5 protein-coding genes are annotated in these 12,905 nt (G+C 63.3%); all 5 read right to left on the bottom strand.

The genetic code is table 11. From position 1 onward, the window contains the following. Window positions 1-4 precede the first annotated feature (4 nt). From HV753_RS10355 to HV753_RS10335, 5 genes are read right to left on the bottom strand one after another with little or no spacing between them, the layout of a single operon-like run. Window positions 5-1,672, bottom strand: a complete 1,668-nt coding sequence (locus tag HV753_RS10355) for a PqiB family protein (RefSeq protein ID WP_175174355.1) — start codon at window positions 1,670-1,672, stop codon at window positions 5-7. 42 nt (window positions 1,673-1,714) lie between these two features. Continuing rightward, window positions 1,715-3,052 carry a paraquat-inducible protein A gene (locus tag HV753_RS10350; RefSeq protein ID WP_175174354.1) on the bottom strand — a complete coding sequence of 446 codons (1,338 nt, stop codon included), beginning with the start codon at window positions 3,050-3,052 and terminating at the stop codon, window positions 1,715-1,717. Then, on the bottom strand, window positions 3,052-5,364 hold the full coding sequence (gene clpA, locus HV753_RS10345; RefSeq protein ID WP_175174353.1) for an ATP-dependent Clp protease ATP-binding subunit ClpA: 2,313 nt from the start codon (window positions 5,362-5,364) through the stop codon (window positions 3,052-3,054). The genes HV753_RS10350 and clpA overlap by 1 nt, the downstream gene beginning before the upstream one ends. A 55-nt stretch (window positions 5,365-5,419) precedes the next feature. Beyond that, on the bottom strand, window positions 5,420-7,639 hold the full coding sequence (pbpC, locus tag HV753_RS10340) for a penicillin-binding protein 1C (protein ID WP_175174352.1): 2,220 nt from the start codon (window positions 7,637-7,639) through the stop codon (window positions 5,420-5,422). After that, a complete protein-coding gene (locus HV753_RS10335) occupies window positions 7,636-12,864 on the bottom strand; it encodes an alpha-2-macroglobulin family protein (RefSeq protein WP_175174351.1) in 5,229 nt (1,742 codons plus the stop codon). Before HV753_RS10335 ends, pbpC begins: the two co-directional genes overlap by 4 nt. Window positions 12,865-12,905 lie beyond the last annotated feature (41 nt).

The following is a 12,905-nucleotide window of genomic DNA, read 5'->3' as shown; positions in this document are numbered from 1 at the left end:
TTCTTCAGTTCCTGACAGGGCCTGCGCCGGGAATCGGGTCATTGCCACGGCCACGCAGCAAGGCTTCGGGGTTCGATTGCAGGAAGTCGGCCAGTGCGCGCAACGAACGCGCCGCGCGGCCCAATTCCTGCATCGCCTTTTCAGTATTGACCGGCAAGGAAGCGTCCGACGCCAGCATCGCATTGATGTTCGCCATGGATTCCTTGGCCTGCTTCAACATGTTCTGCGCTTCGGGAGCCACCTGCTTGTCCAGGCGGTTCATCAGCTTGGAGGTGCTGGACAGCGTGGTGCGCAAATCCTCCCCGATCTTGTCGAACGGAATCTTCTCGATCTTGGCGACGATGTTGCTGACCTGCTGCTGCAACTGATCCAGATTGCCCGGAATCGTCGGGATCAAGGCAGGGTCGGAAGGCTTGAACTCCACCGGCTTGGCATTCGGGAAATCGTCCAGCACCACGTACAGTTGGCCCGTCAGCAAGTTGGAGGTGCGCAGCTGTGCACGCAGTCCATGCTTGATCATCACGCCCAACAGGCGGTTGCCGGCCACATCACCGTCCTTGACGGCACGGTCGCGCACCTCTTCATACACCCGGCCCAGGCGTTCCGGGTACAGCGTGGCGTCCACCAGCGAATAGAAGCGCTTGGTGACCGGATCGAAGTCCAGGTTGATCTGCGTGACGTTGCCCAGGGTGATGCCGCTGAAGTCGATCGGCGCACCGACCGAGAGCCCGCGAATCGACTGGTCAAAGCGCATGCGGATCGGGAACGCCTCGCCATCCGGGTTGGCCTTGGCGGCGGCTTCCGTCTCGTACAGGTCGAAATTGGCATCGGCCGGCGCCTGTGTGTTGCCATCGCGCGCGCTCTGAACCGGCTCGAACGCCACGCCGCCCACCGCCATCGACACCAGCGATTGCGTGCGTACTTTCAGACCGTCCGCGTTCACACTGAAGTCCACGCCGCTGGCGTTCCAGAAGCGTGTGCCGTTGGTCACGAATTGATCATTGGGCGCGTCCACGAACACCTCGACATTGACGGCATTGCCGGTCTTGTCCAGTGCATAGCCGATCACGCGGCCCACATTGATGCGGCGGAAATACACCGGCGAACCAATGTCCAGCGAACCCAGGTCGGACGCTTTCAGCATGAAGCGCTTGCCCGCGCGGTCATGCGTGACCGCAGGGGGAATCTCCAGGCCCTCGAAGTTGAGCTTGGTGGCCTTGCTGCTTGAACCGTTCTTGCCTTCAACCGCATCCACGCCAATGTAGGCGCCGGACAACAGTGTACCCAGGCCCGACACCCCGCTCACGTCGAGCCGCGGCCGGACCACCCAGAAATTGGTGCCTTCGCGCGCCAGATCCGCCACTTCCTTGGCCAGCTCGGCCTGCACGACCACCTTGCTGCGATCCTCATTGAAACCGATGGACTTCACCGTGCCGATGTTCACGTCCTTGAAGCGCAGCCGGGTCTTGCCGACCTCCAGCCCGTCGGCGGTATTGAATGAAATGGTGATGTCCGGACCCGCCTGCATCCACGTGCGCACGACTAGCGATAAGCCCATCAGCGCCGCCACGATGGGCACCAGCCAGATCCATGAGATCCGGCTCTTCTGCTTGCGCGAAATGGTCGGCGTTTGATACTTCTCTTCGCCAGATCCAGGAGCTTGGTCGGACATCAACTTTCCTTTTTATTCTTAAGCAGGAGAACCACGGTACCGCTAACCCACTTCTTTGCTTGTTACGGGTGCCACCTGCTGCGGCACCTGGGCGGGACGCGCCCGCCCCTCGACTTCAGGTGCATCAATCTCGCTTACGCCTTCCAGATCCCAACTGCGGCGAAGGTCAAAACTCATGGCCGCCAACATGGTCAGAATCACGACCACGCCAAAGGCCGCAGCGCCCGCGCCAGCGCTGATCTCCATCAGCCCCTGAAAATCGGCCAGCGCCGCCAGCAATATAACGACAAAAACATCCAGCATGGACCATTGGCCAATGAACTCCACCATTTGATACAGGCGGGTGCGGGGACGCAAATTGGTCGTGCTGCGCCACTGCTCGGTCAACAGCAGCAGAATCAATGCCAACAGCTTGGTCAGCGGCACGGCCACGCTGGCGATGAAGACGATCAGCGCAATGTCCCACGAACCCATCTGCCAGAGCTCGACCACTCCGCCCAGAATGGTATGGGCGCTATCGCCCAGCACCGAACTGACTTGCATGACCGGCAGCACGTTGGCGGGAATATAAAACACCACCGCCGCCAGCAGCAGCGCCCAAGTGCGGGCCAGGTGATCCGGCTTGCGGTAATGCACCACGGCTTCGCAGCGCACGCAATGGTGTTCTTCTTCAGGATCCGCGTCACGCGGCAGGGCCTGCACCTGGCCGCACACATGGCAGCCGGCCAGAACGGTATCGGGCCCGCTTTCCGGCACGTGCACGGGCACCACGTTGACGGTTTCCGCATAGCGCCACAGCACGTGCGGCGACAAGCGCCCAAGTATCGTCAGGAAGATGGTCAGCACGCCAAAGGCGCCTAGCCCAATGCCGGGCAGCACCGCGGCCATGCCGGCCAGCTTCACCACCGCCACCAGCACGCCCAGCAGGAACACGGGCACCATGCACCACGGCCGCAACGCGCCCAGCAAACGCATGGCGCCGCGAAACGCCACCGGTTCCCGGCCTTGTGACAGCGGGCCCAGCACCCATAGCAGCACGAGCAGCTGCATCAGCGGCAGCGCAAAGCCGGCCAGCCCCGTCATGACGGCGACGACCCAATGGCCTTGGCGCCAGGTAATGGATATGGCGTCCAGCAAGGAGGCTTCTTGCACCATGCCCTGCACGGACATCGAAGCGACCGGATAGGCGTTGGCCACCCCGAAGACAATCAGGGCAGAGATGGCGAGGGCCAGCCAATTGGACAAAGTAAGCCCGCTGTAGCGCCAGAGTATGGCTCCGCAGCGGGCGCAATTGGCGGTCTCGCCAGGTTCAAGCTGATATCGGCGATAAACGCTTGCGCAATGTTCGCACTCAATCAGCGGCTGGCGTTCCGCGGTCATCAATCGATCAGTTCGACTTCCTGCTTATCCGGCGCATCCGACGAAGGCGGCTTGCCGCTGTCGTCGAAGTCCAGCGTCACCTTGCCCGCATCATCCAGGTCTACCGTGACCGATCCGCCATCAACCAACTTGCCGAACAGCAGCTCGTCGGCTAGCGCGCGGCGGATGGTGTCCTGGATAAGACGTTGCATGGGACGTGCGCCCATGAGCGGGTCGAACCCCTCCTTGGCTAGGTGTTCGCGCAGTCGCGTCGTGAATACGGCTTCCACGCGGCGCTCATGCAGCTGGTCTTCCAGTTGCATGAGGAACTTGTCCACCACGCGCAGGATGACCTCGCGGTCCAACGCGGCGAACGGAATGATCGCATCAAGACGGTTACGGAATTCAGGCGTGAACATACGGCGGATTTCCGCCATTTCGTCGCCCAGCATCCGCGAATTGGCAAAACCGATCGACGGACGGTTCAAGGTTTCGGCGCCCGCGTTCGTCGTCATGATGAGGATGACGTTACGGAAGTCCGCCTTGCGGCCGTTGTTGTCGGTCAGCGTGCCGTGGTCCATGACCTGGAGCAGGATGTTGAATACATCCGGGTGCGCCTTTTCGATTTCATCCAGCAGCAACACGCAATGCGGCTGCTTCGTGATGGCTTCGGTCAACAGACCGCCCTGGTCGAATCCGACATAGCCCGGAGGCGCACCGATCAGGCGCGACACCGCATGGCGTTCCATGTATTCCGACATATCGAAACGCAGCAGCTCGACGCCCAGCGTGAAGGCCAGTTGACGCGCCACTTCGGTCTTGCCCACACCGGTGGGGCCAGACAACAGGAAGGCGCCAATCGGCTTTTCCGGCTTACCCAGACCCGACCGCGCCATCTTGATGGCGGCGGCCAGCGCGTCAATCGCGCCGTCCTGGCCGAAGACGACCGTTTTAAGGTCGCGGTCCAGCGTGGCCAGCTTGCTGCGGTCGTCGTTGGACACCGATTGCGGCGGAATGCGCGCGATCTTGGACACGATGTTCTCGATGTCCACCTTGCCAATCACTTTCTTCTGGCGCGAACGCGGCAGCAGCCGCTGGGCGGCACCGGCCTCGTCGATCACGTCGATCGCCTTGTCAGGCAGATGACGGTCATTGATGAAGCGGGCCGACAGTTCCGCGGCAGCCGACAGGGCCGCAGCCGAATAACGGACGCTATGGTGTTCTTCAAAGCGGCTCTTCAGCCCACGCAGGATCTGCACGGTCTGCTCGACGCTGGGCTCCGGCACGTCAATCTTCTGGAACCGGCGCGACAGCGCGTGATCCTTTTCAAAGACGCCACGGTATTCCGTATACGTGGTGGCGCCAATACACTTGAGCTGCCCGGAAGACAGAGCCGGCTTCAGCAGATTGGACGCATCCAGCGTACCGCCGGAGGCCGAACCGGCCCCGATCAGCGTGTGGATTTCATCGATGAACAGGATGGCATCGGGATTACCGCGAATTTGCTTGAGCACGCCCTTCAGACGCTGTTCAAAATCGCCGCGATACTTGGTGCCGGCCAGCAGTGCGCCCATGTCCAGCGAAAAGACCTGGGCCGCTTGCAGGATTTCCGGCACTTCGCCGCGCGTGATGCGCCAGGCCAGGCCTTCGGCGATGGCGGTCTTGCCCACCCCGGCCTCGCCGACCAGCAACGGGTTGTTCTTGCGGCGGCGGCACAACACCTGGATGACGCGCTCGACTTCGTGCTCGCGTCCGATCAGGGGATCGATGCGGCCCGCCAGCGCGGCGGCGTTCAGGTCGGTCGCGTACTGATCCAGCGGAGACTGACGCGATTCGCCCTGCTCTTCACCATTGGTCTGCTGCTCTTTCTGCACGGCGGCGGACTCCACCTGGGGCTGTTTGGTAATGCCATGCGACAGGAAATTGACCACATCCAGCCGTGTCACGCCCTGCTGTTGCAGGTAGTACACAGCGTGAGAATCCTTTTCGCCGAAAATGGCCACCAGCACGTTTGCGCCTGTGACCGGTTTCTTACCGGTGCCACCTGCGGAAACATGCATGATCGCGCGTTGAATCACGCGCTGGAAGCCCAGCGTCGGCTGCGTGTCGACCTCGGCGCCGCTGGGGATCACGGGCGTGTTCTCCGAGACGAACTGGCGCAGGTTGCGGCGCAAATCGTCCAGGTTCGCCGCGCAAGCGCGCAGAACCTCGACTGCCGAAGCGTTATCGAGCAGTGCCAACAGCAGGTGCTCGACGGTAATAAATTCGTGCCGGGCCGAACGGGCCTCGACGAAAGCCATATGCAGGCTAACTTCAAGCTCTTGAGAAATCACGCTTCCTCCGTATTGCATCGAAGCGGTCAAATACACGATTCATATTCTATGCCGATCATGGCGTAACGCCAGAGATTTCAAAAACCACTCTGTCGTGACGGCCTTGTGTGTCCATGACGGTAAGCGTATACCGGCCGTCTTGCGCCAGCACTAATTTAAACGGATGACCTGACGCGCCGTGATTCACCACGCGCCCATCAAGCATCCACCATACTTCGCCTTCGGCGCCCTGCACTTCCACATCCACTGCCACCTGCCTGCTGCCAGGCACGGGCCGCAACACCGAACCGTTCGCCACGCCACCCAAGCGCAACGGCCCTTGCGTGGCGTCGGCATAGCCGGCAAAAGACGGCGGCGCCGTTTCGTTCAGCAGCCAGGCCGCGCGCTGTTCGGGGCATTCCCCCGTCGGCCCGCTGCCCAACCGGTAACCCAATGGCCAGCATGTCACGGCCGCCTGCACCGTTTCGGGCCGGCTACGGACCTGCTGCGCGCCTTCCGGCAACGCCGCCACAATATCCTGCAACAGGGGCGCTGCCACATTCGCCCCGAAAAATCCGGGGTTCGGTGTGCCATCGGGGCGGCCGACCCAGACGCCAAGCGTCCACCTGTCGGTCACTCCAATCGCCCAGGCATCCCGGAATCCGAAGCTGGTTCCGGTCTTCCAGGCCAGCCGCCGCGCCGGACTGCCCGACTGATAAAACGGCCGGTCGGGATGCCCGCCACCTTCCAGAATATCGCGGACAATCCAGGCGGCTCCCGCGCTCATCATACGGGACTCAATCTTGGGCTGCTCCGCACGTAAACGCGGCCGGCCGGAGATCCCGTCCCGGGCCAACGCCCGATAAGCGCCGACCAGTTCTTCCAATGTGGTGCCACCCCCGCCCAAAATCAAGCTCAAATTTGGTTCGGCACCCGCGGGCAAACGTAACCGGACGCCGCCAGCCAGCATAACCGAGGCAAAACTGACGGGCCCAACGCGGTCCAGCAGGTCCACCGCAGGCACATTCAGCGACCGTTGCAATGCCTGCGCCACACTGACCGGCCCCGAAAACGACGCCTGGAAATTGCCCGGCGCATACCCCCCGAACGACATGGGCGCGTCGATCAGCAGGCTTTCGGAATGGATCAGGCCTTCGTCCAGCGCCTGTGCATACAAAAACGGCTTCAGAGTAGAACCCGGCGAACGCACGCCGCGCACCATATCCACATGGGCGTAACGGGTATCGTCGGAAAAATCGGCGGATCCGGCGTAGGCCTTGACCTCCAGCGTATCGTTGTCCATGACCAACACCGCCATCGACACCTTGGGCGGCAAGCCGTCCACCCGATCCAGCAACATGCGCTCCACCGACGCCTGCATATCGGCGTCCAGGGTGGACGTAACCAGCGGCGGGCGCTGCCCCGGCCGGCGCGCGACGGATTTTCCGCCCGCTTCCTGCAACAAGCGTTGCGCTGCCAGCGGCGCCAGCCAGCGCGCCCGCAGCGGCGGTGCAATCACGTTTTCGATCTTGGCATCGGCGACGTCTTCCGGTGTCCAACGGCCCAACTCGGCCATGCGGTCCAGCACCTTGTCGCGGGCGGCTTGCGCCGCTTCGGGATGGCGGTCGGGACGCAAGCGCGAAGGTGCCTGGGGCAAGGCGGTCAGCATGGCGGCCTCAGCTGGCCCCAAGTCGCGGGCGGGCTTGCCCAGCCACAGGCGCGATCCCATTTCCACGCCCTCCACGATGCCGCCCATCGGCGCATGGGTCAGGTACAGGGACAGGATCTCATCCTTGCTGTAGTGCATTTCCAGCTGCACAGCACGCCAGGCTTGTCGCAATTTTGCGGACATCGACCGCGACGGCTTGCCGGCCAGTTGCGGGTCGATCAGCCGGGCCACCTGCATGGTCAACGTGGACCCGCCCGACACAATGCGGCGGTTGGTGGCCCATTGCCAACCCGCGCGCACGAGCGACACGGGATTCACTCCGGGGTGCCAATAGAACCAGCGGTCCTCGTAGGTCAGCAGCGTATCCAGATAATGCGGGGATACCTGGCTTGGCTTGACCGGATAGCGCCAGATGCCATCACGGCTGGGATAGTTGCGCAACGGCGTGCCGTCGGCGGCAACGACGACGGCCGCTCCGCCCGAGTCGATGGCGGGAAGCGGATACAGGCGGTCCAGCACGAATAACAACGCGGCCAGCGCAAACAACACGCTGGCCGCGATGATGCCGCGCCGCCGCCAGCGACGGGCGCGCTGTGCGCCCGTCACGGGGGTGGCGGCGGCGGTCAAGGACGCTTGGCGCCGCGATCGCGGATTTCGACCGTGCTCCATTGCTCACCCACGCCGCGGATTTCGGGACGATACATATCCTCGGCCACCGTCGACGGCACCGCGTAGCGGCCCGGCGTCACGACACGCACCAGATAGAACACGTCCACCTTGCCACGGCCCAGAGACACGGCGGCCACGTAACGGTCGTCGCGGAACTCGCGATGCTTGATGTTGGAGTCCGACATGGCTTCGGCCACGCGGCGTCCGCCAATCGTCCATTCCTGCATCTCGGGGCTTTGCGACAGGTTCAGGTTCTCGACTTCAAAGCCTGCCGGCACGCGGTCCTCGATCAAGGCATCAGGAATGTTCTGGTTGGCGCTGGCCTGCACCCACACCACCATCATGTCGCCCGTCTGCAAGGTGCCACCATCCCACGGACGGCCGTCCGGGCGGTACCAACCGCGCTTGAGCTGGATGACATCGTTGCGCGGCTTGGGCGCGACCATCGGGCTGCCTTGGATGTCATATTCGACAAACAACGACTGCGAACCCGTGTTGACCAGTTGCGTATTGGCCAGATCGGCCGCCGACAGCGACACCATCTGATCACTCGTGCCGCCGTCAAGCGGCTTGGCCTTGCCGCCGATGGTCAGCGCGGCTTCCCACGGCGTGCCCTTGTCGCCGCCAATCGTGCGGGCTGCCAGCAGCAGGGACATTTGTTCCTGTGTGGACAGATACGAGCGATTGCCCAGGCGCGAGGTCAGCTGCGTCAGCATGTTGTCCAGGCGTTCATGCTTCAGGCCGTACTGGTTCGCCACGGCATAGCCCAGCGCATAGTCACGCACGCTGCTGCCGTAGTCGCCCAGCCATTCGTCATAGACGGCGTTGTAGTTGCGGCGCGGGAAGCCATATTCGCGCGTCATGGCGGCGTCCAGCGCGGACTTCATGCGCCCTTCGTCGCCCATCAGCTTGAATGCAGCCGCCAGCTGGATCAGCGGCAACGGCGAGCGCGCGCGCTCCTGGTAGTTGTCGAACAGCTGACGCACGGTGGACAGCGGCGCCTTCTTGTCGCGCGCCAGTGCCAGCGCGGCGGTGGCCAGGCCGGCAAAGCGGCGATGGTCTTCACGCAGGACGTTGGCGTCGCTGCCGTCGATGCGGCCGGCTTCGACATTGCGGCGCAGATTGGCCGACCACACGCCAAAGCCGTTGGCGGTCTGCTGCACTTGCTCCAGCAGCCACTGGCGCGAACGGTCCAGCGCGGCCTCGGGCACTTCAAAGCCCTTGTCGCGCGCATCTTGCAGGAAGCCCACGGCATAGGCCGTCAGCCACACATCGCGCGAAGTCGAACCGCTCCACAAGTTATAGGAACCCACGGCGTTACGCATGCCCGACAAGCGTCCGACCGCGCCAGCCACCTTGGCCGCGCGTTCCGCTTGCGAGTGAGGCTTCAAGCCGAACTGCTTGGCGGTGGCGTCGTCAATCATGACCCACGGCAATGCCGAGCTGATGGTTTGCTCGGTGCAGCCATAGGGATACGTCAGCAGGCCCTGTACCAGGCGGTTGACGTTGATCGGCGGCCGATTCGACACGGTCATGCTGATGGTGGCCGAATCAGGATAGTAGCCAGACACCCACGACGCTTGCGGCACGTTCGTTTCGCCCGGATTCAGGCGCACGCGGCGCACTTGGCGTTCGCCCGCATACGCCGGCTGCACCTGCAACACCGACTCGCGCACGATGTGCACGGGCTTGGCACCGCCCTGCCCGTCAACCGTCAGGCGGATCAGGCCCAGGCCGTACGAGCCGGTGGTGGTGGCGTTAAAGCGCAGCGTCATGCGTTGCTTGTCCTTGAGCGTCACGGTACGCACGCCATCAGGAATCGCCAACGGATCCAGCGCCTCGAGTTTGATCGTCACCTTTTGCTCGGCGCCGCTCAGGTTGGTCACGTCCAGCGCAATCGCCGCCTGGTCGCCCGGGGTGACGAAGCGCGGCGTATTCAGCTCGGCCACGATCGGCGCCGCCACGACCATTTCGGCGTCGGTGCTGCCGTAGTTGTCCGGCGTGAAGGCCACGGCCATCAGGCGCAGCGTGCCGTTGAAGTCGGGCAGGTCCAGCGGAATGTCCGCTTCGCCCTGCGCGTTCAGCGTCACCGGACCCGAGAACAGGTCGACCAGCTTGACCTTCTTGGGCAGGCTCTTGCTGTCGCCGCGCATGGCGGCGTCGCCGCCCCACTTCAGCTTGCCCTTGGTGCCGTCCATCTTCTCAATCAGCTTGCCGTACATGTCCAGCAATTCGGGCGCGTAGCGGTGCTTGCCAAAGAAGAAGTCCAACGGGTCGGGCGTCTTGTACTGGTTGATGTTCAGGATGCCCACATCCACGGCCGACAACGTCACCGTGGCTTGCTTGCCCTGCGCGCCATCCACCTTGACGCGCACGGTCGTCTTGGTTTCGGGTTCGGTCTTGGCAGGCGCCGTCAGTTTGACGTCCAGCTTGCGATCACCGCTGGCGATCGGCAGGAACGTCAAGCCCAGTGCGCGCGCCGGCGTCACGCGGTCCCCTTCGCTGCCCGGGCGGAACACCGCCGCGGCCACGTACAGGTCGTGACGCTTCCAATCCTTGTTGATGGGGATCTCGACTTGCGTGCCCGTCGCCTTCACGGCCACCCACGTCGACCACAACATGCGATCACCTTCAACGGTGATCAGCGCCTGGCCGTCATGCGGCGGCGTCAGGGTCAGCTTGACGGTGTCGCCGGGCTTGACCGGTGCGCCTTCCAGCTTCATCTGCACGCGATCGGGGCGATTGCCCATCGCGTCCGCGTCCTGTGCGTTCCAGCCTGCATAGAAGCGATAGCGCAGGGTTTCACCCGTTTCCGGATCCGCGATTTCCAGGCGATAACGGCCCCACTTGAGCGGCACGGTCAGCTGAGTACGGTCCTTCAACGCGATTTCACGCGAGTCGACCAGTTCGTCTGTTTCGGTATAGCCGCTATTCCAGCCACGCTGGTCGTCAAAGCGCCAGTAGTACTGACGTTCCTCACGGTACAGGCGCACTTGTGCCTGAGCCAGCGGTTCGATCTTGCCTTGCGCGTTCGCGCGGATCACTTCAAACGTGGCCGGCTTGCCTTCACGCGCGACGTCGCTGTCAAAGTCGGGACGCACGCCAATCAGTTTGTCAGCAGGCCAGACGCTGCGCTCGATGGAACGCACCACCGGGCGGCCGCCCGATTCCAGCAGGCTGGCGGACACCCGAATTTTCATGGGTGAATGCGTGCCGGCCGTGCTTGAAGGCACTTCCAACTGTGCATAGCCCTTGTCATCCAGCGCCGCTTCAGGCAGTTCTCCGAACATGCGGCGCGAATCATCAGCCACGTCTCCGAAGATGAAGCCCGGCCATTGCTGAGCCAGGGCAAAGCGGTCGCGCTTGACCTGGAACGTGGACAGCAGCCGGTTGCCGGCAGCGGGTGCGCCATACAGATAGTCGCCCTGCACATCCACGGTCAGATCGTCGCCCACGGACAGCGTGTCCTGCTCGGACGTCAGCGTCATCTTCATGCGTTCGGGCAGGAATTCCTCAACCTGGAACTTCCACGAGGCATCCGGCGATTTCGAGGCGGGATCGACACGCAACTCCAACATCCACGAACCCGTCTGGGCGTCCGGCGGCAGATCAATGGCGCGCTCGACATAGCCCGGCAGATCCTTCTTGGGCTGCCACAACGTCGTCTGCACCACGCGGCCATCAGGACGCTTGATCGTGGCCGTAAGCGGCGACGGGGCCAGCACACGGCCGTCCAAGTCACGCGGCAGCACCGACACGTTGAAGGTTTCGCCCGGACGATAAAGATTGCGGCCGGCGTAAACGAACAGGTTGTTCGGGCGGGAAACATGGCCGCCCGTGTCGAACTCGGACAGATCCAACGCCGGCTCGGCCAGTGCCAAGACGGTCATTTCCTTGTCACGCGATGCGCGGATGACGCGGGCGTTCGTGAAGCTGCCTTCAAACAATACATGGCCTTGCGCGTCGGCTGCGGCCTTGGCCAGCGTCTTGCCTCCGCCGTCCACCAGTTCGAACATTGCGCCCGAAATCGCCTGGCCGCTCTTGAGCGACACCGAATAGGCTTCAATGCGGTCGCTGTAGCGGCGCGCGTGCAAACCGATATCGCTGACGTAGAAATACGTCACCTGGTACTCATAGCGGAAACGGCCGGGCTGGCTCATCACCGCAACGTAGATGCCGGGCTCTTGCAGTTCCTTCACGCCTTCAACGGGCAGGAACGTCACATGGCGGCGGTTGGGTTTGTCATCGGTGATGAAGCGGCCTTGATAGACGCTGGTGGTCAGCGAATTCAAGCGGTCCAGATCCCAGTTGCTGACCGAGCCCTTCAGGCTGCGGTTGTCGGAGTAGCGCCAGTCCGATTCGTCGTAGCGGCCGCCGTCGTCGTCCTCGTCGGACTCGGCAGCCGTGTTGCGGCCAATGCCCAGGACGGTTTCAAACAGTTCCGGGACACGATCCGGCGCCACGCGCAGGAACTGCACATCGACTTCGGGCACGTTGACCGTAGCCACGGGCAGCCCCCCGTTCTGACCTGCCGGCAGCACGACGCCACGGCTGGCGAAATAGAACGACGGCGGCATCGCCTGGGTGCTCACCTCGCAATTCGAGGTTTCAGCCAGCACCACCTTGTCGCCTACGCCGGGCAGACCCGAGCGCACCAGGATCGCGTACTTGCGTTGCGGTTGAACGTAGGGGAAATACACCATGCGCGGGTTATCGCCGACGACCCAGCTGCCCTTGACGATCTTGCCCTTGGGAGCGGAATCGCCTGCCTTCACCGAGGCGGGCTGGCTGCCCGGCGCGGCGCTGGATTCGGTATCTTCGTCTGCCTTGCCGGAGATCGCACCAACATCGGTCACCTGGAGGAAGCTCTCCAGGTTCGCCTTGGCGTCCACCGGTTGCGTGAAGGTGATGGATAGCGACAGCGCGTCGTTGTATTGACGCGGCTGGCAGGTCAGTGCCGCGAAAGGATCGGCGGCGCCGACCGTCGCGCTGGCGGGCAGCGCGGGCTTGGCATCCGGTGCGGCAGGTGCGGCCGTGCCGGTTGCTTGAGCCGTTACTGCGGGAGGCGGCGTCGGATTGACCGTTTGCCTGTCCTTGCCCATCCACCAGCCCACGCCGATGGCCCCAGCCAATACCGCAACGCCAGCAACCGCCAGCCAAGTCTTGCTGATCTTTCCGCTCACGGCAAACCCCTCCGCCTACTCAAATTCAATGCTCCTTTGCG

The sequence above is a fragment of the Achromobacter pestifer genome (assembly GCF_902859625.1).
Classification (GTDB): domain Bacteria; phylum Pseudomonadota; class Gammaproteobacteria; order Burkholderiales; family Burkholderiaceae_B; genus Achromobacter; species Achromobacter pestifer.
Note: the sequence above shows the minus strand (reverse complement) of the source record. Positions and strands in the feature narration are given on the sequence as shown.

Bases quoted from the DNA above. Each gene is read 5' to 3' on its own strand.
- HV753_RS10355 (WP_175174355.1), bottom strand. From the start codon at position 1,672: ATGTCCGACCAAGCTCCTGGATCTGGCGAAGAGAAGTATCAAACGCCG.
- HV753_RS10350 (WP_175174354.1), bottom strand. From the start codon at position 3,052: ATGACCGCGGAACGCCAGCCGCTGATTGAGTGCGAACATTGCGCAAGC.